This window comes from Pseudomonas putida, from assembly GCF_002906855.1.
Classification (GTDB): Bacteria; Pseudomonadota; Gammaproteobacteria; order Pseudomonadales; family Pseudomonadaceae; genus Aquipseudomonas; species Aquipseudomonas putida_N.
This window is the reverse complement of sequence record NZ_MINI01000038.1, coordinates 1,452,247-1,472,312: the sequence shown is the minus strand read 5'-3', so window position 1 is coordinate 1,472,312 and position 20,066 is coordinate 1,452,247. Positions and strand designations below refer to the sequence as shown.

Genomic DNA, 20,066 nt, shown 5'->3' with positions numbered 1-20,066 from the left:
CTGTGAAGAAGTGTGGTTTGAGGAGGGAATGGGGCTGCCGGGCAGCCCCGGGGATGTCAGGGCGCCAGGCGCTCCCGCGCCCACTGCCCGTCGACCAGGCGGTAGTTCAGGCGGTCATGCAGCCGGCTGGCCCGCCCCTGCCAGAACTCGATCCGCTCAGGCAGCAAGCGATAGCCACCCCAATGTTCCGGGCAATGCGGCTGGGTATCGGAGAAGCGCGCTTCGGTGGCCTTGACCAGGCCTTCGAGCTCCTCACGATTGGCAATCACACGGCTCTGCGGCGAAGCCCAGGCCCCCAGGCGGCTGCCCAGCGGTCGCACCTGGTAGTAGTCATCCGACTCCTTGGCCGTGACCTTTTCCACCCGCCCTTCGATCCGCACCTGGCGCTCCAGTGCCGGCCAGAAGAAGGTCATGGCAGCGAACGGGTTGGCCAGCAGCTGCTGGCCCTTGGCGCTGTCATAGTTGGTAAAGAAGGTGAAACCACGGTCATCGAGGCCCTTGAGCAGCAACACACGACAGTGCGGGCGGCCCTCGCCATCGACCGTGGCGAGGGTCAGGGCGTTGGCCTCCACCGGTGGCTGCTCGGTCTTCACCGCGTCGGCAAACCACTGGTGGAACAGGGCGAACGGCTCACCCGGCGCCTGGGCTTCAGCCAGGCCATCACGGGTGTAGTCGCGGCGCATATCGGCCAGGGATTGAGTCATGGCTGCGTTTCCTTGACGATCAGTTGGTCTTCGCAGGGCTGTTGGCAGCTACTTTCTTGTCGGTGGTAGCGGCTTTCTTGGCGGCAGGCTTGGCTGGCGCGGCTTTTTTCTTGGCAGTGGTCTTTGCCGCAGGTTTGGCAGCGGCCTTCTTCGCAGCAGGCTTGGCGGCTGGCTTCTTGGTCTCGACTGGCTTGGCGGCAGGTGCCTTGGCATCCTGCACGGCAACCATCGAAGCCGGGCTTGCTACCGAAGCAGCCTGTTGGTACTTGGCCAGCAGGGCAAGCATGGTGTTCTGCGGCGTCAGCAGCATTTCGACACGGCGGTTCAGGGCACGGCCTTCAGCGCTGTCGTTGGCGGCACGCGGCATTACCGAGCCCATGCCCTTGAGCGACAGACGGTCACGCTGCAGGCCACTCAGGCGGAAGATGGCCGATACCGAGGCGGCACGCTCCAGGCTCAGCTTCTGGTTGGCGGCTGCTACACCGCTGGTGTCGGCATGGCCCAGTACCAGCACGGCAGTCTTCGAGTCACCTTCGACAGCCTTGGCCACGCGGGTGATCGGGCCCAGGGTCATCGGCAGCAGCATGTTCGGGCGATCCGGGTTGTACGAGCTGTCGACCGGGATGGTCACCACCAGCACGTTGTCGCGGCGCTCCAGCTCCAGCTTGCTGTCCTTGACGGCTTCGCGCAGCTTTGGCTCGTACTGGTCCAGCCAGGCCTGGGTGGCCTTTTCATCGATCTTCGGTACGACAGGGCCTTTGGCCTGCTTGTCATCACCGCCGAACGGCCACCACCAGTGGCTGGCGCTCTCGGACTTGGCGTCGGCCTTGGCGACTTTCTCGGTAACCGCCGCTTTCACTTCCTTGTCGGCAACCTTGTCCGAACCGAACGGCCACCAGCTGCTGGCGCCGTCCTTGGAGGCGTCCTGGGAGTGGCTGGCGCAACCGGTCATAGCGGCCAGGCACAGGGCGAGAGCTAAGGTTTTATGTGAAGACATCAGCGATACACCATGAAATTGAAAGATATTTTGCCAACGCACTTGAGGCGTTGGCATTGAGGATAGTCAAAGGGGTCGCGTAATACCCGCTTTACCCGATCAAAGGCAAGTGCCAAGCACGCGTACCAGCTGCTGGGCTCTTGGATCCATGAGCACGTAAGGGCCGAGGGTATTGACCACGAAGCCGAAGGCCACGTCGTGCTCCGGATCGGCGAAACCGACCGAGCCGCCAGCACCTGGATGGCCGAAAGCACGGGCGCCGAGGCCGAAGGTGGCGTTGGCCACATCGGGCTGGTCGAGCATGCAACCCAGGCCGAAGCGGGTCTGGGTCAACAGGGTACGGTCCTGGCCGAGGCTGTGTTCGCGGGTCAGTTCGTCAAGCAGTTCGGATTCGAGCAGACTGCCGTCCAGCAGGCCCGCATAGAAGCCTGCCAGGCTGCGTGCATTGCCGTGGCCATTGGCCGCCGGTTGTTGCATGCGCCGCCATTCGGGTTTGTTGGTGCTGGTCAGGATTGCCGGTGGGTTGGTGAAGGCACGAGTCGACAACGCCTCGGGTTCACGCATGGTCACCTGCAACAGGCGCTGGGCTGCGGCATCACCCGCATTGCCCTTGCCACGGGCAATGTGCGCCACGCGGTGGAACTCTTCGTCGGCCAGGCCGATGTGGAAGTCCAGGCCCAGCGGCCGGGCAGTACGGGCGACGATCGACTCACCCGGGCCACGGCCATCGACGCGGCGGATCAGTTCGCCGATCAGCCAGCCATAGGTGATGGCGGCATAGCCGTGCTCAGTGCCGGGCGTCCACCAGGGCGTTTCGGCGGCCAAGGCATCGACCATGGCTTGCCAGTCATACAGGGCTTCAGCCGGCAGTAGCTCACGGATGGCCGGCAGGCCGGCACGGTGGCTGAGCAACTGACGCAGGGTGATGTTCTGCTTGCCGGCCTGGGCGAACTCCGGCCAGTAACGGGCCACCGGAGCATCCAGGGCAAGCTTGCCCTCACCCACCAGCTGCAACGCGGTCACGGCAGTGAAGGTCTTGGTGCAGGAAAACAGGTTGGCGATGGTATCGCTGTGCCAGGCCTGCTGGCCGTCCTTGTCGGCACTGCCTGCCCACAGGTCGACCACGGTCTCGCCACCCACCTGGATGCACAGCGCAGCGCCACGTTCCTGGGGATCCTCGAACAATGCCGCAAACGCTTCACGCACCGCTTCGAACTTCAGCTCATAGTGACCCTGGATCTGCACCCGCTGTTCTCCGTACGACCATGCTGACAAAGGCGTGCATTGTTTCAGTAGTTGACGGTTTTGCCTACTGGGCAAGGCCGGATGGTCGGTGCCGAAACTGCAGGGTCATCTGTGCCAGGGGCGCTGAGCGCCCCCGGTAGACATTCAGGGGGCCTTTTTCTCCAGCTCGCCGCGCAACTGACCAACGGCCTGCAGGTTGCTCTTACGCACCGACTCGACGAACCCCGGATAGGGCACATCGGTGATCGCCACCAGGCCCAGGTGGCCGTTCTCGCCATCGAGCAAGCGCCCGCTGGCCGGTTGGTCGAGGTACTGGAACCAGTGCGCGCCCACGATCATCGGCTGTGCCAGAGCGGCCTTGAGGAAGTTGCCATAGGCTGGCCCGCGGTCCTCTTCCCTGGCCACTTCCACCGGCCCTGGCCAGAACGGCCCACGGTCGCGGGAGCCGAACTGGAACTCGGACACCAGCACCGGCTTGTCGAGTTCGGCCAGACGGGCGAAGTCATAACCATCCTCGGGCTTGAGGGCATAGAAGTTGAAACTCAGAACATCGCAAAACTCGGCGCAGGCCTTGACCGCCTCCGGCGTGCTCACGGCATAGCGACCGCCCAGCAGCAGGTGGTTCGGTGCATGCCACTTCAACGCATCGGCAATGGTCTTGAAGTAGGTCTCGGCAAATACCTGCTGGAAGTATTGGTAATCGCGCTCGATTTCCGGGTGCTCGGGATTCGGCAGCGGCGCCTCGAAGCCTGGGTCCTCCATCAGCTCCCAGGCCTGCAGTTCGATGCCCCAGGCCTTGGAGAGCCCCTCCTGGTTGCGATACTTGTCGCGCAGCTGCTTGAGGAAGGCACGCTTGGCTGGCACGTCGGTGGTCAGGCGCAGGGTGCCGTAGGCCAGGCCGTAACGCGCCTTGGGGTCGTTGCCGGGCGCGGCCCAGGCCAGCTCGTTGTCGGCGAAATAGCCGATCAGCCAGGGGTCGTCACGGTGATCCCGCGCGGCGATGGCCACGGCGCGCTCCGTGGCCATGGCAAAGCGTGGGTCGAACGGGTCAGGCATGCGGCCCCACCAGTCCATGCCGGTGCTGATGCTGGCATAGTCACCGACGATCGACAGCGGCAAGGTGTAGGGCATGCGTTTGGCCTGGGCGATGGCCGGGTCACTCCAGTTACCCAGGGTGTTGAAGCCCCAGGCTTGCAGACGGTCCAGCGTGTGAGCCTGCCAACGCTCTGCGTCCAGCACCAGCGGTGGGCATACGGCAGGTGCTTGCCCCTCGACGGCTGGCGGGCACGGCTTGCCATAGGTGCGCTGGATATTCGCGGCGTAGAAGTCGAACCAGCGCCCCTGCTTGAAGCTGCGCCCTTGCGACGAGGCGTTGCCATCGTCGTTGTTGCCTTCGCCATAAAAGGCCGTCAGTACGTCGCCTTCACCTGGCAAGGCCTTGAACATCCCCTCGCGGCCGGCAACGTAGGTACGCCCACCATCGGCGGCCACGGCATTGACGCCCAGCGAGTAGAACGGATGGCCTTGCGGCGTGACCAGGTACCAGCGGCCCTCGCGCTTTTCGGTGCGGAAAAAGCCCTTGGCCGCGAACGCCGGCCCGGCCAGCAAGCCACCGTAGCTGTCCAGTGGCTGCTTCTCACGGTCAGCCAGCCAGCTCTTGAGCTGCTGCTGTTCACGCGTGTCAGCAGCCTTGAGCTGATCGTCACTGGCGATCTTCTCGGGCCAATGCCCTCGGGTGGACTGGCCGTAGGCATCGATCAACTCGTGGTAGGCCGCCTGGTAGGCCTGATCGTCGTCCTGGATGCCGACCTTCTCGATCAGCAGGTTCTGCGCCACCTTCGGGTTGGGTATGGTCAGGCTGACAGACACTACCTGCTTGAGGTCTACCTCACCGGCACTGCTGGTCAACAGCAACCGCTGCCCTTCGTAGGCCCATGGCATGGGCGGGCCGGCACGCATGCCCTGGCTCAGTGGCGAACGGGCCTTGAGCGGCACCATGACGGTTTGCGCAGGCCCTGCAGGCAGGTCGATACGGCTGGTCAGCGTGCGCCCATCGCTGCCGAGCACCGTGACGTCGACGGTCAAGGCCCAGTCCTGGGCGCTTTGCATGCGCAAGGTGAGGAACTGCCCAGCCGACCAGTCCCACACGCCGCTCTGCGGGCTCAGGCGCAAGGTCGGCCGTTCGACCGGGTTGAACACCACCCGCCTGAGTACCTCGCCTTCGGCCGTCTGCTCCGCATTGTACTGCGGCATGCCGGTGCCTTCGGTCACCACGTTGACCACCGAGGCCGGGCGGACGAAGCTGAACAACGTCTGTTGGCCAGCCAGTAAAGGCGTGCTGAACAACAGCGTGAATATCACGGGCAAGGTGCGGCGGATCATAGGGCTGGGGCTCTCCTTCCAGGCCCTCATGGGCCCGCGACTGAGTAATGGACAACGGGCCGGCGCATCGTGCTCCGGCCGTCAGGAAATCTCCCGCCGGAATGGCGGCAGCGCATTGAGAATAGCCTTGCCGTAGCGCTGCGTGACCAGACGCCGATCCAGCAAGGTGATGACGCCGCGATCCTGCTCGGTACGCAGCAGGCGACCGCAGGCCTGGATCAGGCGCAGCGAGGCGTCGGGAACGGCAATCTCCATGAACGGGTTGCCGCCGCGGGCTTCGATCCATTCGGCCAGGGCCGCTTCGACCGGGTCGTCGGGGACGGCGAAGGGAATCTTGGCAATGACCACGTGCTCACAATAGGCACCTGGCAGGTCAACACCCTCGGCGAAGCTGGCCAGGCCGAACAGCACGCTGTGCTGGCCGTCGTCGACCCGTGCCTTGTGCTTGTTCAAGGTTTCCTGCTTGGACAGGTTGCCCTGGATCAGCACCAGTTTGCGCCAGTCGCGGTCCAGGCCGTCGAACACTTCCTGCATCTGCTTGCGCGAAGAGAACAGCACCAGTGCGCCGCGGGCATCTTCGACGATGCTCGGTAACTCGCGGATGATCGCCGCGGTGTGTGCCGCTGCGTCGCGTGGGTCGGCCTTGAGGTCGGGGACCCGCAACAGGCCGGCATCGCCATGCACGAACGGGCTTGGGACCACGCAGGTGACGGCATCGCGGGGCAATCCCGAGCGCATGCGGAAGCGGTCGAACTTGCCCAGCGCGGTCAGCGTGGCCGAGGTCACCAGGGCGCCGTGGGCGACACTCCAGAGGCTGCGCCGTAGCATTTCGGCGGCGAGAATCGGGCTGGCATTGACCTCGATGTCGAACAACGCACCGCTTTCGGCCAGAGTCAGCCAGCGCGCCATGGGCGGGCTGTCTTCCGGGTCTTCAGCGGTGAACGCGGTCCACAGCTCCCAGTTGCCCTGGGCGCGGGTGACCAGGCTGCCGAACAGCGGGTACCACTCCTCGGCCTGATGGCTGGCGATGCCGATGTTGACCTCACCGTCCATGCCTTCCTTGAGCAGGTCGGCCAAGCGGGTAAACAGGTCATTGAGGCGGGCGAAACCCTTTTTCAGCTCGATGCCGACTTCGCGGATCTGCTCCGGCACGACACCGCCCTCGAAGCGGTAACGCGGGCGCTCTCGGCCTTCGGTGTCCTCGCTCGGGCGGAAGTCGGCGACCTGTTCGCACAGGGTGAACATGAACTGCTGCTGGGTGCGCACTTCCCGCGCCAGCTCAGGCACCTGCTCGATGTACTTGCCCAGGTCACCCGGCAACGGGTGCTGGGCCAGCAGCTTGGTCAGGTTCTTGGCGGTCTGCTCCAGCCAGTCGGCAGTGGAGCGCAGGCGCGAATAATGGGCGAAGTGGCCGATGGCCTTGTCTGGCAGGTGGTGGCCTTCGTCGAACACGTACATTGTGTCGCGCGGGTCGGGCAGCACCGCACCACCACCCAGGGCCAGGTCGGCCAGGACCATGTCGTGGTTGGTGACGATCACATCGACCTTGCCCATGCCTTCGCGGGCCTTGTAGAACACGCACTGCTGGAAATTCGGGCAGTGGCGGCCGGTGCACTGGCTGTGGTCAGTGGTCAGGCGCGCCCAGTCCTGGTCCTCGACGGCCTCCGACCAGCTGTCGCGGTCGCCGTCCCAACGGTTGCCGGCGAGCTTTTCGATCATGCTGTTGAACAGCTTCTGGCTGCGTTCGTCGACCTCGATGTGGAAGCCTTCTTCCTCGAACAGCTGGGCAGTGGCCGACTGCGCGTGGCCCTCCTGCAGCAGGATGTCGAGCTTGGACAGGCACAGGTAGCGACCGCGGCCCTTGGCCAGGGCGAAGCTGAAGTTCAGGCCGCTGTTACGCATCAGGTCCGGCAGGTCCTTGATGACGATCTGTTCCTGCAAGGCCACGGTTGCGGTGGCAATCACCAGGCGCTTGCCAGCGGCCTTGGCAGCCGGGATCGCGGCCAGCGCGTAGGCGACCGTCTTGCCGGTACCGGTGCCCGCCTCCACCGCAACCACGGCAGGTTCGCCGGCGCGGCGGCCTTCGTCGTCACAGGCGATGTCGCCGAGCACCTTGGCCACTTCGGCGATCATCAGGCGCTGGCCATATCGCGGCTTGAGGCTCTTGGCTTCGAGAAAACGCGTGTAGGCGCCCTGGATGGTGGCTTTGAGTTCGTTGCTGATCATGGTCTGCAGGCGCCCGGAGGGCTGGATATATTTTCAGTGTTTCACATCGGGCGGCTATCATACCCCGCTATTGCCCTTTGTGCCGCATGGAGATCCGGATGCTAGCCTTTGCCCTGCCCTACACATTGCATGTCATCGCCGCCCTGGTATGGGTCGGCGGCATGTTCTTCGCCTGGCTGGTGCTGCGCCCGGCAACGGTTGCAGCCCTTGAAGGGCCTGCCCGGCTGCGGTTGTGGGTGGAAGTTTTCCGACGTTTCTTCGTCTGGGTCTGGCTGGCCGTGGCGATTCTGGCGATAAGTGGTATCGGCATGTTGCACATGCGTTTCAACGGTTTCGAAACGGCGCCTAAATATGTGCAGGTGATGATTGGCGGCGGGATTGCCATGTTTGCCCTGTTCATGCGCATCCAGGCTCTGCTGCTGCCGGAGCTGAAGGCGGCGGTGCAGGCCGAGGACTGGCCGGCAGGCGCCGCCGTGCTGGGGCGCATTCGGCGGATGGTAGGGATCAACCTGCTGCTTGGCCTTGCGGTCGTCGCAGTGGCCAGTTCACGACTGCTGATGTGATGCTGCGTGTGCCGGCGATGGGCCGGCACCCATTATCTGAGGCGCTGCAGGATCAGTTCACCCTCGGCGCCAGCCAATCCAGGCTGCCCCTCCTGCCCGGGCCGGCCGTTGGCCCCGGCATCGGTGCGATACACCAGGCACCCCTTGCTCGCCCCGCCCCTACCGGCTTTGCCGGCAGCCCCGGCCTTGCCCGGCGCACCGCCTTCCAGACGTACCACGACGCGCTCCTGCGGGAAGCCCTGCGGCAGGCTCAGGCGAATCCGCCCGCCAGGCGCACCGTCATGCCCGTTGCCACCATCATCGCCATTCGCCCCTTTGCTTGCCTGGCCCCAAGTACAGCCTCCCGCCTGGCCATTGGCTCCATCAAGGCCCATGTAGCCTGGTGCTCCGGCGCCACCGCGGGCATCGATCGCCAGGCGCTCGGCATCGATCTCGGCAAGCTTCAACTCCAGGCTGCGCCCAGAGCGGGCAGCGCGTTCATAGGTACCGGGCGCTCCTGGCGCGCTGATCTCGCTGCCCTCGCCCAGCACAGCACTGCGTACATCGATGAGCAGCGGTGCTTCGGCGGGCGCAATGGCAATGCGCGCATCGGGGCCCAGTTGCAGATGATCGACCTTCAGCTCGGTCAATGTGGCCGGCAACAGCAAGGTCGCCGAGTCCGCCACTCGCAATTGCTCCAGGTGCACGCTCGCCGACTTGTTCGGCAAGCGCAGCATGGAATGGGGGGCAACTTCCAGGCTCTGCGCCTGAGCCATAGGCGCGGCCAGCATCGCCAGCAACATCAAATTACGCATGGCGAGGTGCCTCCTGCGGACGGGGAATGGACATGACATGAAAGATACCGGTCAGCAGGATCTGCAGCCGGTCGAACCAGTGATGGCTACGGCCTCGCAGGCTGCCATTGAAAAACAGCACTTCAAGAAAGTGCAGGCTCAGCACAAAAATGCCCAAGGCATTGATCAACAGATTCAACGGCAACGGTTGCGGCATCATCAGGTTGAACAGCACCACGCCCCAGAACGCCACGGTCAGGAACTTGCCCAGACCCAGGATGAACTTCATATCCCGCCCCTACGTGTCTATTTATTGTTATGTCTACGCGGCCCGAGCAAGCGCGCCGCGAAGCCAACACTACCTGTATGCCCAGGCACACGCCAGCGCAGTCAGTTGAGGTGCAAGTCCACCCGTCGGTTGTGCGCACGCCCTTCATCGGTGGCGTTGTCGGCGATTGGCTCATGGGCGCCTCGCCCCTCGCTGGTCACCTTCTGCGGCGCCAGGCCCTGACGGATCAGGTACTCGGCGACGCTGGCGGCGCGGCGTTCGGAAAGCACCTGGTTGTAGCTGTCGGAGCCCACGTTGTCGGTATGCCCAACCACCTTGATGCGCGTGACCCCCAGCTCGTTGAGGCGGGGCAGCAGGCTTTTCAGGCGCTCCTCGCTACCCGGGGTGAGGTCGGCGGAGTTGAAGGCAAACATCACCTGGCCCTGGTCATCGAGGGTGATCACCTCGGGCTTGGGCTGCGGTGCGGGTTGGGACGGCGGATACTGAGGCAGCGGGCACCCCATGTGGTCGACCGGGGTATTGGCCGGGGTGTCGGGGCAACGGTCGCGACGGTCGAACACGCCGTCGCCATCTTCGTCGCCATCCTGGGCATAACAGATCAGCCCGCCGGTGATCGCGCCAAGAGCACCGAGGCCAGCTGCCCAGCTGGAGTTTTCGATGGCGCCGAGGCCACCACCCACCGCACCACCGAGCAGGCTGCAGATGGGCCAAGTCCTTTGATTAAGCGGCGCACTGCCATCACTGTGGGTGGCGCAGCCTGCAAGCAGGCTGGTCACCAACAGCAACGGCATCGCCGCCTTCGACATTACACTCATGAAGAATGCTCCTGTGTCATCGGCCGCAGCCGGCTAGCAGGATTAAAGACGCGCCCGCGCCACTTCTCAAGGCGCGGGCGCCGGGACGTCAACGCTGAATCTTGATCTCGGTGCGACGATTCATGGCTCGCCCCTCGGCCGTGGCGTTGTCCGCCACTGGCTGGGTTTCGCCTGCACCTACCACCGAAATGAAGCTGGAGCGAGGCACACCGCTTTCGATCAGGTAGTCGGTTACCGCGTGGGCACGGTGCTCGGACAATTTCTGGTTGTACTTGTCGGAGCCGACGCTGTCGGTATGGCCGGTCACGGTCAGACGGGCGCTGGGGGCTTCTTGCTTCAGGCGCGTGGCAACCGTGTTCAGGCGTTCCTTGTCGGCCGCAGTCAGGCGCGAGGAGTTGAATTCGAAGTGCACATCACGAATAACGATCACTTCTTCCTTCTGCACCACCACTTCCTCGACCACAGGCGCCGGCTCAGGCGGGCAGCCATTGGCATCGACCTTCACGCCGCGCGGCGTATGCGGGCACTTGTCACGGCTGTCCGGCACGCCATCACCGTCCTCGTCGCCATCGCCGTGAGCCCAGCAATAGCCCGCCGCCAGGCCACCACCGAGCAGCGCGCCCCAGCCAGCCCAGCTGGAGCTCTCGATGGCACCCAGGCCGGCACCGGCGACGCCCCCGACGGCAGCACACTTCGGCCAGTCGGTTTTTTGCAAACCTGCACAACCAGTCAACACACTGGTGAGCAGTACCAGGGGTAACGCTGTGCGTACTATGCTCATTTTCGTAGCTTCTCCTAGGGGAATCGGCATAAGACCGATCTCTGGGAGTAAAGACCGCACAATTGATCCCTGCCAGCAATAAGCCACGACGCGGCCACTTGCCTCTATGCCGCCGGACAGCAGCCCGCTAGTCTTGGATGACTTGAACGAGGATTGGCAATGACCGACGGTTTTTCCCAGCGCACCCCGCAACAAGCCCTGGCCGCCCTGCTAGAGCGCTTCACCCCGCAACGCCTGCTGCTGGTGGGCAGCCGCTTCCCGGCCCTGGATGCCTTTGCCCAGGCCCACCCCCAGGTGACCATCGAAACCTGTGCGCCGGGGCCATTGCCGGCAGCACTGGCGGCCCAGCGTTTTGACCTGGCAGTGCTGGTGGACTGCCTCGAGCACTTGCCCAAACGCACCGGCCTGCAACTGCTGGGCGGCATCCGCAACCTCAACGCAAGCCGGGTTGCAGTACTGGCCGATCTGATTGCCTGTGGCTGGCAAGACACCGATTTCTTCTCCCTGGCATTGTCGGCCAGCGAGAAATTCCGCCGCGATGAGCAGGTGTTGAGCTTGTTCACCTATGATCTACATGACTACAAGCAGGTCCCGGACTGGCTCAACGCCAAGTTCTGGGCCAACCCTGAAAACTTCGGCAAGTATTGGTGGTGATGATGAGTGTCTCGGTTTGCCCTTGTGGCAGCGGCAACCTGCTCGACGCCTGCTGTGGGCACTACCATGCCGGCACCCCGGCCCCCGACGCCCAGACGCTGATGCGTTCGCGCTACAGCGCCTATGTGCTGGGGCTGGTCGACTATCTGGTCGCCACCACCCTGCCGGCCCAGCAGGCGGAGCTGGACCGCGCCGCCATGGCGGCCTGGAGCGCCCAGAGCACCTGGCTTGGGCTGGAGGTGGAAAGCGCCGAAGTGCTCGGCGGCCAGCCTGAACACGCCTTCGTGACCTTCACTGCCCGCTGGCATGACCAGGAGGGCGACCACCAGCACCGTGAGCGGTCTGCCTTCGTGCAGCACGAGCGACGCTGGTACTTCATCGACCCCACCGTCGCGTTCAAGGCCGGCCGCAACGATCCCTGCCCCTGCGCCAGCGGGCAGAAATTCAAGAAATGCTGCAACAATTACCTACCAAAAGGTTGAGGTGGGTATATCCGCATCATGAGCAAGGTTTTTAGCTACATCCGATTTAGCAGTGCGAAGCAATCAGCAGGCGACAGCTATGCCAGACAGGTGAAAGCCGCGAAGGCATTCTGTGACGAGCACGGCCTAGAACTGGCCGACTCTCGGGAATACCTGTTCTTCGACAAAGGACGATCAGCCTTCAAGGGTCGGCATCTAGACGACACAGGTGAGCTAGCCCGATTCTTGGGCTATGTAGAAGACGGCACGATCCCAGCAGGCAGCTATTTAGTAGTGGAGTCGCTGGACCGCCTTTCACGTGAGCGAGTGAGAGACGCCCTTCCAAGGTTTCTTGACCTGCTAGCCAAGGGAATCAACGTCTACACCAGCGTAGACAAACGCCTGTACACCAAGGATTACAACGAACTAGATCTGATCATCTCGATCATCTCAATGTCACGTGCCCATGAGGAATCGGCAACCAAGGGTGGCCGGGTATCCTCTGCTTGGCGTGCGAAACAGAAGGAGGCTCGCACCACTGGCAAGCCACTGGGCAAGAATCGCCCGTTGTGGCTCGATGTGACACCAGATGGCTATGTGCTAAACCCTGGCAAAGCTGCCATTGTTCACCGCATCTTCGACCTATCTACCAAGGGCCACGGCTCCCGCATCATTGCAGCCACATTGAATCAGGAAGGCATACCCGCTTTCAGTGCAGGGCGTAAAAACTTCTCTGGCCTGTGGGGCTTCTCGACCGTGCGACACATCCTCGATAGCCGCACAGTGCTGGGTGAGTACCAACCTCACATTTTTATTGATGGCAAACGAACTCCAGACGGTGAACCGATCAAGGACTACTTCCCTTCCGTAGTGACGGAGAATGAATTTTACCTAGCCCAAGCTGCCCGAACGTCCCGCAAGACACACAGCGTCACGAATGCCACCACCAATTTCAATGTGCTGGCGGGCATTCTCAATTGTTACAAGTGCGGCTCAGCAATGCACCTCCAAGGCCAGCGTGGCCGTAAGTATTACAAATGCTCTAAGACGACTAGAGGACTGTGTGACGCTGGGATCATCAGCGCCCCACGCACTGAGGAAGTTTTTAAAGACCTGAATTCATAGAATAAGCGCAACGCTTGAAACGAGAGGCAGAGAGCCAGCCACCGGTAGAATCCAGGCTCTCACACCGAAGGATTCAAGCGCAGATGACTAAGTAGCGAGGATCAATCTACGCCCGCGCAAGCGCTTGGGCTGGAAGACGCCGTACGAAGTGCATACAGGGGTGAGCGTTGCACTTATGTGTTGAATTCAGGAGAGATATTGACGAAGGTCGATAGCTTGTCATTGGTACAGGATAGCTCTGGCAGCTTGCAGAAGTCCTTGCAGATCGTAGAAGGCCGCATAGCTTCGCTGAAGGCACGTCAGGACGATGCAGAGGCTTCGCACGCTGAATTCCCATCCCGCATCACTGCGAAGCTGCTGCACGAACTAGAAGCCGATATTGGCGCCCTTGAGTCAGAACGAACCGCTATCGCTGAACGGCTGGCATCTGACAAAGTGGTGAGCAAACATGACTTCTTCGAAAAGCTCGACCTTGTATCGTTTGAAGGCCGTGTAGCTGCCAACAACCTTATCAAGAGACTCGGCCTGTTCATTTTCGCTAGCAAGAACGGCAGGACAGATGAGACGTACTGGGTCAGCAAGAACAACGCCATCCCACAGATGTTCAGTGCAGAAGCCGACAATCTGATTTTCTACCTGATGCACCGAGGTAAGGAGATTCGATTTGAAGCAATGTATGACGAATACGTTGACCTGCAAGTGGCCCAAGGCGAGCTAAACGAAGTGGAAGCTATCTTCGCCAAAACTGAATCTTGGGATGAGCTAACGCCAGAGCTTCTGGCAATGTGGAAGGCTCGTCATGGCATAACCGACTAGAATGCCTTTAGCTACAAGAGCAGGACGCCAATCAAGGCGATGGTCGAGGCATTGAGGCACATCGAATAACCCCGAATAACCTACCAAAAACCTAGGTTAAACCTTGCCTTCAAATCGACGTTATCCAATACCCCTTCCCGCCAAACCCAATGTTTACGGGCGAAAGGGAGGTCTGGACTAAGCGAAGTGCGTTCCTCGCCACGAATCCCGGTTTTTGGTGAAATCTGGCTTGTCAAGCCATACCTTGACTGAAAACCGATAATGTGTATAATTCGCCGCCTACCCAGTAGGTAGACAGAAAACTTGGAAGCCTCCACTACAACCACCGAATTGGTGCCCTTGTAAGGAGGCTTCGTCGTGTCTGGGACTCACAAAACTAAATCGGCACAACCCGAGAGGAATGCCTATGCACTGAACTGACACAAGGAGAAAACAAGATGACTGCACTCGTCCGCAACAAAGTATCCCCCGCCGCCACACCTACCACTGACATTCGTCCCGCACTGACCAACCTCCGCACTGCAACCTCTGATGGTTTTGTCTTTGACAAGGCGACTGGTGAGGTCTTGGGCAGCTACATTTGCTCTGATTACAGGCCAGAGCCATTTGATTACCTTGTCCTCCCCATCCAAGCAAATCCCACTTTCGTCATTGATGAAGATGGCAGCCCTATCGAGGTACCGCCCGCTGCTGTGCTCCCCGGACTCACTGCACCAGCTCTCAGGTTTCCCATAGCCATCGCACCCTCATATCCCGAGGAGAGAAGTGGCAAGGGCAGAAAAGCACAAGTCATCCAGAACGGTCTATGTGAGTTGATGTGGGCCGCCAAGATCGAAGAGGTTCGTCTGCCTTGGCTTGACCACTACGTTCACGGTGCAATCAACACAGGGCCGGGCAGGATCAACGGCAGGTATACTGTTTCGCCTGCTGATGTGAAAAAGGTCCTTTACCTGCCAGAGCTTTCAGTAGAAGCCGCTTCAAGGTGCTTACTGAATCACGATCATGAGCCGATGAGCGTGAGACAGATTCAAAGAGTCGTGGAGGCTGCCAGAGTCGCCCTGAGGGGCATTGCTCTGCACTTCGAACGCCAGCCCGAGATACTCTCTCAGCTCGACTTGGAGATTGACTTCAGCCCATTCTGGCAAACCAACGTGAGCGAGGGAAAGCAGACTGGCCGGTTGGAACACCCGAAGAAACAGGAAGTTCTTCGTCTGCTGGACCAAGGCGAGGCAATCAAAGCGATTGCACGACAAACTGGCGTATCCAAAACCACTGTCAAGAAATGGCAGGTAGAAGCACTGGCTGCCTGATCCAGCCTACCCCCTCGATAAGCAAACCGTTGAGAGGGGTCAGTGAATTCTATTAACGACAGATTCTATAAGAAGAAGCATACCGTGACCGATAGGTCGATGCACCGAATCTTCAGGTTAAGAGGGGATATGTATTGATGAAATCAATCCCCTCCAAATGAAATGGATCACCTTGTGTCGGTACGACACGGGATTCCCCTACAACTCCGTTGATCATCTGCACGGTACAGACAAGAGCGATAAGCTCATCTGGTTGGGCTTCTATTGGTTGTTATTGATCTGGGTACCAACCTGTACTGCCGTACAGCGTGCGTCACACACATCGCTTTGACCTTCACATACGGAGCATGGCGGGTACTTCGTGTAAGCGACGCTTACAGATTGATCCCACTGAAAGAAAGGGTGGATGAATGATATACAATATCATCCACCAAATTTGAGGGCTAAACGCCTTGTGGTGCAAGCAACCAGTCAATACAGATACAACCATCAGCCGTCGATACCTTCCTAGACAAGTAACCAACAGCAGTAATGATAATGATTAAAATTAGCGCAACACTTGACCTCAAGATCAACATTACCTACTAGCCTTGCAATTCCCTGAGTATGCAGAAAACCCCAGCAACCACAGCAGACGCAGTTACGGAGGCAAGCAACATACAATCTCTTCTGCGTTTGTTGGCTAACTCATCCGCTATCACTTTGCGATAGGTATCGGTGTCGCTAAGACCTTGCATTTTATACTGACGTACAAGATCCATTTGCTTCTGGATATTGTCGTTGTACCTGTTGTTCATACTGATAACAAAGCACCATGGAACGAGCCATAAACCGAGCGTAGGCATGCACAGCAGTAGGTGCAGCACATGGTTGTCGTTTTCTCCTGATGAGCTAGCACAAAGAGCTTTTGATTCTTCACAGATGAGCTTTCCTGACACGATAGTCAACAACCGCAACGGACAAAGCAGATAGTATCATCCCATGTGCTACCAGCCAGAGCATTACGACCAACACACACCATACCCATCACTCTTGAAGCCACTAAATTTCCGCTGGTACGGCTCCAATCCAATCATAATGGATTCGCCTTAATGGAATGGACGAATTGATCTGCTGCAGGTATATGATAGGGGCAGAGAGCACTATCTTTCTTTGGTGAGCGGCATTTCGGATCGCTCCCAGCTAGAGCCCTACGTCGAACTCATGATTGAGAGTGACCGCCATGTCAGATAGCAACGCAAGAGTTGCCCACATCCTGGAGCTGCTTATGAACCCTGAATTCATAGAATAAGCGCAACGCTTGAAACGAGAGGCAGAGAGCCAGCCACCGGTAGAATCCAGGCTCTCACACCGAAGGATTCAAGCGCAGATGACTCAGTAGCGAGGATCAATCTACGCCCGCGCAAGCGCTTGGGCTGGAAGACGCCGTACGAAGTGCATACAGGGGTGAGCGTTGCACTTATGTGTTGAATTCAGGAACAACCAAGACGCCATAGCCGCTGGACTCGAAGAGGTGGCGCTATGGATCGAAGCAAAAGGCTCACCAAGCGTTCATGAGAACATCATGGCAGTACTGGAAACACTCGAATACAACGCTGACGCTGTAAATGCTGCTATCTCCTCCTTGGCCGGAACAGATACACCGTAACGAATTGGGTATAGGTCAACGAGCACAGGCAAACGACACCACACGAGTGTACCGAATAACTCTATAGACAACCCTAACGAGCACACCTATAATCGGTACATCCAAAACGATACAAGGCATCAGCCACCATGTTCATCCGTGCATACCTTCGAGCTTCGACCGACTCCCAAGACGCCAGCCGTGCCAAAGGCGCTCTCGTTCAGTTCGCTGCTGACAATGGTCACAAGATCGCTGCCTTCTACACAGAGAACGAATCAGGGACCAAGCTCCATCGTCCTGAACTGTTTCGTTTACTGGATGACAGCCATGACGGTGACGTGCTGCTGATTGAGCAGGTGGACAGATTGTCCCGCTTGTCTCCTGATGATTGGGCAAGCCTGAAAGCCATCATCGCAGCCAAGAAAGTCACTGTGGTATCCCTCGACTTAGCCACCAGCCATGCCGCATTGAAGCCCGCCCAAGGTCAAGACGACTTCACCAAAGGCATGATCAACGCTGTCAACGGGATGCTGCTCGACATGCTGGCTGTGGTAGCACGCAAGGACTACGAAGATCGCCGCCGCCGTCAGGCTGAGGGCATCGAGAATGCCAAGACCAGAGATGTTTACAAGGGCAGACAGGTCGATCAGGCACTTCATAACCGCATCAAAGAATGCCTCAATGCAGGCAAGAGCATCCGCAAGACTGCTGAAATTGTGGGCTGTGCAGTATCTACAGTGCAACGAGTGAAGGCAGCGTAAAAGCTCTGGCGCCAGCCACGCCTCTGTCACTCAGATCAGAGGCGACCAATCCTGACGACCTAAACTTATTTTAGATTCGAGAACGTTTCCTATCTGCTGCCTCGCATTTGGCTTAGCACCTCAGGCAAGATCACCAGTATTAATTTCCTGACCAAATCGTCAATCTGACTTCAATCTGCACCAGAAATTTTGGGGCGAGAAGGTTAATCACACCTGATGCAGGCTCGCTTTCCACAAGCAATCATGAATGATTATCGTTTTGATTGAGACTTGTAACCATGAGCCACGCTCGGTTTTTCGATAAGCCGCTTTGATACCAATACGGAAAGACAGTGCTACGCTTTGAAAGCTCCACGGCATTTGCTCAATCTGAATGGAGCCTTGAACATGAACTCATCACTAGATAAGAATGAGTTGCATTACTGAGCAACCGCAATTACAGCTGCCGCCCTATTCATCTGGATGACCAGTGACGCTTCCGAGGTGCAATTGATATGGGCAATCATCTGTCATTCTTAGACTGGGTTTTCATCGCTGTGGCGTTGCTAGGCGTGGCAATGGCAACGGCGCTGCTTCACTGGATATTCTGATAACCTGCCCCCATAGGAAGGGCGAGTCTCAGGAAGCTGGATTCATATGTTTGTACAGGAGGCGACATAAAATGGCTCGCAAATTCTCCAACGCTAAACAAGCAAAACGATACACCGATAGAGAGCGTACTGCCATAATCGCCAAGTTTCGTGCATCTGGCATGACCATTACTAATTTTTGCAAGCAGGATGACACACCTTCTTATCAAATTTTGAAAGCTTGGATAAGCGAGGTCAACACCTCTACAAGCAACATCAACATGATGGAGCTCAACGACGAGACATCAAATCATTCTAGAGAGCATCACATTGAGCTTATGCACGAAAGACTGGAAAATCTTCAAATCCAACTTCTAGCCATCAAGCATGAAGTTATGGAACTGGAACAAGACAACCTATAATCTCATTCTTTAGGAGCAGGCGTTTCAATTCGAAAGCGCCTACCCTCCGCATTCATTGAGGTTGTGCACCTTTGAGCTTGCAAGCTTGGATAAATTTATCCGTTTCACGAGTGGAGCCACTTACAGGTGCGGTGCCCGACCATTTGGCGTTAAACTCCTCTGATTGGAGCCCGAGCAAAATCTGCGACTTGGCATTACGCAGCTCTGCCAAAACTTTAAAAATCTCGTCTTTCTCGAATGTAATGTATTGAACATATTCGGTATTACGCTGACCGCTACTAGCGATGAAGCGATGAACCTCACCACCATCGACTTTAACAAGCAGATTCCAAGCTGAGCTCGGGCGACCGTCCTGCCACTTCTCCTTCTGAAGAAGTGCCAGTGAAAGACCATCCGAATTGCAGTCTATCGCTACCGATTGAAAAGGACTGATATATCCCAGCATCATGGCCGTCTTACCGCCACTGAAAATGTCGTCTTGCGTGGTCGTTATCCAGTCAGCGTTAGCGAATGAAGACATAACAAAACCACACATCCCTACAACTGCTGCCATCCTTGCTTTCATATCACGACCTCAATAGGAGTTTTGTGAATTTTATCCACACCAATGGCATTTTGCCAGCACGATTCACTGGAACACTGCCGTCCTTCTTTTGGGCTGGACCACACTCCGCGAGAGAGCCCACTTCAGGGCATGGAGCATTAAGGGTGCAAAATGAATCAACTCCTTGGTAGTGTATTGTTGCATAAGATCAAGAAATGCTGCGCCAGCTACGTCGGTAACTGAGCATGATCGCCGCCACCCGCCTGCTCCTGCTCAGCGCCCTGCTGGCGCTGCTGGCGGGCTGTGCGAGCTGGGGCGACGACTCTCGCGAGCCGGAGCTGCACCTGGACAAGGTGGAAACGGTGAAGGCGCGGCTGCTGCAACAGGAATTCGTCCTGCACCTGCGCGTCGACAACCCCAACGACAGCCGCCTGTTCATTCGCAACCTGAGCTATTCGGTGTGGCTCGACGACCTGCTGCTGGCGCAGGATGACGTCAGCCTCTGGCGCAGTGTCGGCGGGCATGCCCGGCGCACCTTCAAGATCACAGCGCGGACCAACCTCTGGCAACACCTCAAGCCATTGGCCAAGCTGCTCAAGAGTGGGCAGCCGCTGCACTACCGCCTGCAAGGCGAGCTGGAGACCGGGCTGATCTTCCATCAGGACCTGCACTTGTCGCGCAGTGGTGAGATAATCCCCGGCGATCTCATACCGGAGTAACCCTGCAATGACCCAGCAACCCCATGTTCATGGCCCGGACTGCAACCACGGTCACGATCATCATGATCACGACCACGGCCATGTGCACGGCCCGCACTGCAACCACGGCCATCAGGAGCCGGTGCGCAACGCCCTGAAGGACGTCGGCCGCAACGACCCGTGCCCGTGCGGCAGCCAGAAAAAGTTCAAGAAGTGCCACGGCGCTTGATCCTTTGAACGCAGGTACCTGCAGCGGCGATGACGGCGGTGCAGGTACCGCTGGTAAATAAACCTCCACCGCACC

20 protein-coding genes are annotated in these 20,066 nt (G+C 59.1%); 10 read left to right on the top strand and 10 right to left on the bottom strand.

Annotated features, from left to right (window positions below):
• Positions 1-56 precede the first annotated feature (56 nt).
• The 5 genes from pdxH to dinG form a co-directional block, all read right to left on the bottom strand.
• Positions 57-704: a pyridoxamine 5'-phosphate oxidase gene (pdxH, locus tag BGP85_RS19470; RefSeq protein WP_103449444.1), complete on the bottom strand. Its 648-nt coding sequence runs from the start codon at positions 702-704 to the stop codon at positions 57-59.
• A gap of 19 nt (positions 705-723) precedes the next feature.
• Positions 724-1,701, bottom strand: coding sequence for an OmpA family protein (locus BGP85_RS19465; protein ID WP_103449443.1), 978 nt, complete (start codon positions 1,699-1,701; stop codon positions 724-726).
• Between the two features lie 99 nt (positions 1,702-1,800).
• Positions 1,801-2,946 carry a serine hydrolase domain-containing protein gene (locus tag BGP85_RS19460; RefSeq protein ID WP_103449442.1) on the bottom strand — a complete coding sequence of 382 codons (1,146 nt, stop codon included), beginning with the start codon at positions 2,944-2,946 and terminating at the stop codon, positions 1,801-1,803.
• 144 nt (positions 2,947-3,090) lie between these two features.
• Positions 3,091-5,328 (bottom strand): beta-galactosidase, encoded by a 2,238-nt coding sequence (locus BGP85_RS19455; protein ID WP_103449441.1) that lies wholly within the window; start codon positions 5,326-5,328, stop codon positions 3,091-3,093.
• Positions 5,329-5,409: 81 nt separating this feature from the next.
• A complete protein-coding gene (gene dinG, locus BGP85_RS19450; protein WP_103449440.1) occupies positions 5,410-7,554 on the bottom strand; it encodes an ATP-dependent DNA helicase DinG in 2,145 nt (714 codons plus the stop codon).
• Between the two features lie 98 nt (positions 7,555-7,652).
• On the opposite strand from dinG, the gene BGP85_RS19445 reads away from it, so the two are divergent.
• A complete protein-coding gene (locus BGP85_RS19445) occupies positions 7,653-8,117 on the top strand; it encodes a CopD family protein (RefSeq protein WP_103449439.1) in 465 nt (154 codons plus the stop codon).
• 32 nt (positions 8,118-8,149) lie between these two features.
• Here BGP85_RS19445 and BGP85_RS19440 read toward each other — a convergent pair whose 3' ends face one another.
• From BGP85_RS19440 to BGP85_RS19425, 4 genes are all read right to left on the bottom strand, one after another.
• Complete coding sequence (locus tag BGP85_RS19440; RefSeq protein WP_103449438.1) at positions 8,150-8,911, bottom strand: hypothetical protein; 762 nt, start codon at positions 8,909-8,911, stop codon at positions 8,150-8,152.
• The gene (locus BGP85_RS19435) at positions 8,904-9,179 is read right to left on the bottom strand and encodes a DUF1145 domain-containing protein (protein WP_103449437.1); all 276 of its coding nucleotides are present in this window, start codon (positions 9,177-9,179) and stop codon (positions 8,904-8,906) included. The genes BGP85_RS19440 and BGP85_RS19435 overlap by 8 nt, the downstream gene beginning before the upstream one ends.
• A gap of 101 nt (positions 9,180-9,280) precedes the next feature.
• The gene (locus BGP85_RS19430; RefSeq protein ID WP_103449436.1) at positions 9,281-9,994 is read right to left on the bottom strand and encodes an OmpA family protein; all 714 of its coding nucleotides are present in this window, start codon (positions 9,992-9,994) and stop codon (positions 9,281-9,283) included.
• A gap of 88 nt (positions 9,995-10,082) precedes the next feature.
• Positions 10,083-10,775: an OmpA family protein gene (locus tag BGP85_RS19425; RefSeq protein WP_103449435.1), complete on the bottom strand. Its 693-nt coding sequence runs from the start codon at positions 10,773-10,775 to the stop codon at positions 10,083-10,085.
• 159 nt (positions 10,776-10,934) lie between these two features.
• On the opposite strand from BGP85_RS19425, the gene BGP85_RS19420 reads away from it, so the two are divergent.
• The 7 genes from BGP85_RS19420 to BGP85_RS19380 all read left to right on the top strand — a co-directional run bounded on the left by BGP85_RS19420 (position 10,935) and on the right by BGP85_RS19380 (position 18,520).
• On the top strand, positions 10,935-11,429 hold the full coding sequence (locus tag BGP85_RS19420; protein ID WP_103449434.1) for a DUF6231 family protein: 495 nt from the start codon (positions 10,935-10,937) through the stop codon (positions 11,427-11,429).
• Positions 11,430-11,431: 2 nt separating this feature from the next.
• Entirely contained in the window at positions 11,432-11,911 is a 480-nt protein-coding gene (locus BGP85_RS19415) for a YchJ family protein (RefSeq protein WP_103449433.1), read from the top strand.
• An 18-nt stretch (positions 11,912-11,929) separates the two neighbouring features.
• Positions 11,930-13,015 carry a recombinase family protein gene (locus BGP85_RS19410; RefSeq protein ID WP_258035898.1) on the top strand — a complete coding sequence of 362 codons (1,086 nt, stop codon included), beginning with the start codon at positions 11,930-11,932 and terminating at the stop codon, positions 13,013-13,015.
• Positions 13,016-13,213: 198 nt separating this feature from the next.
• Complete coding sequence (locus BGP85_RS19405) at positions 13,214-13,831, top strand: hypothetical protein (RefSeq protein ID WP_103466507.1); 618 nt, start codon at positions 13,214-13,216, stop codon at positions 13,829-13,831.
• Positions 13,832-14,268: 437 nt separating this feature from the next.
• Entirely contained in the window at positions 14,269-15,141 is an 873-nt protein-coding gene (locus BGP85_RS19400; protein ID WP_016713777.1) for a helix-turn-helix domain-containing protein, read from the top strand.
• 1,776 nt (positions 15,142-16,917) lie between these two features.
• Positions 16,918-17,529, top strand: coding sequence for a recombinase family protein (locus BGP85_RS19385; RefSeq protein ID WP_103449431.1), 612 nt, complete (start codon positions 16,918-16,920; stop codon positions 17,527-17,529).
• Positions 17,530-18,190: 661 nt separating this feature from the next.
• Positions 18,191-18,520 (top strand): hypothetical protein, encoded by a 330-nt coding sequence (locus BGP85_RS19380; protein WP_103449430.1) that lies wholly within the window; start codon positions 18,191-18,193, stop codon positions 18,518-18,520.
• 52 nt (positions 18,521-18,572) lie between these two features.
• Here BGP85_RS19380 and BGP85_RS19375 read toward each other — a convergent pair whose 3' ends face one another.
• Positions 18,573-19,085, bottom strand: a complete 513-nt coding sequence (locus BGP85_RS19375) for a hypothetical protein (RefSeq protein WP_103449429.1) — start codon at positions 19,083-19,085, stop codon at positions 18,573-18,575.
• 224 nt (positions 19,086-19,309) lie between these two features.
• Between BGP85_RS19375 and BGP85_RS19370 the strand changes: the two genes are divergently transcribed.
• Together BGP85_RS19370 and BGP85_RS19365 are read left to right on the top strand one after the other, a co-directional pair.
• Positions 19,310-19,783, top strand: a complete 474-nt coding sequence (locus tag BGP85_RS19370) for an LEA type 2 family protein (RefSeq protein WP_103449428.1) — start codon at positions 19,310-19,312, stop codon at positions 19,781-19,783.
• Positions 19,784-19,790: 7 nt separating this feature from the next.
• The gene (locus BGP85_RS19365) at positions 19,791-19,991 is read left to right on the top strand and encodes an SEC-C metal-binding domain-containing protein (RefSeq protein ID WP_023379046.1); all 201 of its coding nucleotides are present in this window, start codon (positions 19,791-19,793) and stop codon (positions 19,989-19,991) included.
• Positions 19,992-20,066 lie beyond the last annotated feature (75 nt).

Excerpts from the sequence above, each read along its gene's own strand:
- BGP85_RS19385 (WP_103449431.1), top strand. The coding sequence starts at position 16,918 with ATGTTCATCCGTGCATACCTTCGAGCTTCGACCGACTCCCAAGACGCC.
- BGP85_RS19370 (WP_103449428.1), top strand. The coding sequence starts at position 19,310 with ATGATCGCCGCCACCCGCCTGCTCCTGCTCAGCGCCCTGCTGGCGCTG.
- BGP85_RS19455 (WP_103449441.1), bottom strand. The coding sequence starts at position 5,328 with ATGATCCGCCGCACCTTGCCCGTGATATTCACGCTGTTGTTCAGCACG.
- dinG (WP_103449440.1), bottom strand. The coding sequence starts at position 7,554 with ATGATCAGCAACGAACTCAAAGCCACCATCCAGGGCGCCTACACGCGT.
- pdxH (WP_103449444.1), bottom strand. The coding sequence starts at position 704 with ATGACTCAATCCCTGGCCGATATGCGCCGCGACTACACCCGTGATGGC.
- BGP85_RS19435 (WP_103449437.1), bottom strand. The coding sequence starts at position 9,179 with ATGAAGTTCATCCTGGGTCTGGGCAAGTTCCTGACCGTGGCGTTCTGG.
- BGP85_RS19425 (WP_103449435.1), bottom strand. The coding sequence starts at position 10,775 with ATGAGCATAGTACGCACAGCGTTACCCCTGGTACTGCTCACCAGTGTG.
- BGP85_RS19380 (WP_103449430.1), top strand. The coding sequence starts at position 18,191 with ATGGCTCGCAAATTCTCCAACGCTAAACAAGCAAAACGATACACCGAT.
- BGP85_RS19415 (WP_103449433.1), top strand. The coding sequence starts at position 11,432 with ATGAGTGTCTCGGTTTGCCCTTGTGGCAGCGGCAACCTGCTCGACGCC.
- BGP85_RS19465 (WP_103449443.1), bottom strand. The coding sequence starts at position 1,701 with ATGTCTTCACATAAAACCTTAGCTCTCGCCCTGTGCCTGGCCGCTATG.
- BGP85_RS19420 (WP_103449434.1), top strand. The coding sequence starts at position 10,935 with ATGACCGACGGTTTTTCCCAGCGCACCCCGCAACAAGCCCTGGCCGCC.
- BGP85_RS19365 (WP_023379046.1), top strand. The coding sequence starts at position 19,791 with ATGACCCAGCAACCCCATGTTCATGGCCCGGACTGCAACCACGGTCAC.
- BGP85_RS19400 (WP_016713777.1), top strand. The coding sequence starts at position 14,269 with ATGACTGCACTCGTCCGCAACAAAGTATCCCCCGCCGCCACACCTACC.
- BGP85_RS19410 (WP_258035898.1), top strand. The coding sequence starts at position 11,930 with ATGAGCAAGGTTTTTAGCTACATCCGATTTAGCAGTGCGAAGCAATCA.
- BGP85_RS19430 (WP_103449436.1), bottom strand. The coding sequence starts at position 9,994 with ATGAGTGTAATGTCGAAGGCGGCGATGCCGTTGCTGTTGGTGACCAGC.
- BGP85_RS19440 (WP_103449438.1), bottom strand. The coding sequence starts at position 8,911 with ATGCGTAATTTGATGTTGCTGGCGATGCTGGCCGCGCCTATGGCTCAG.
- BGP85_RS19445 (WP_103449439.1), top strand. The coding sequence starts at position 7,653 with ATGCTAGCCTTTGCCCTGCCCTACACATTGCATGTCATCGCCGCCCTG.
- BGP85_RS19375 (WP_103449429.1), bottom strand. The coding sequence starts at position 19,085 with ATGAAAGCAAGGATGGCAGCAGTTGTAGGGATGTGTGGTTTTGTTATG.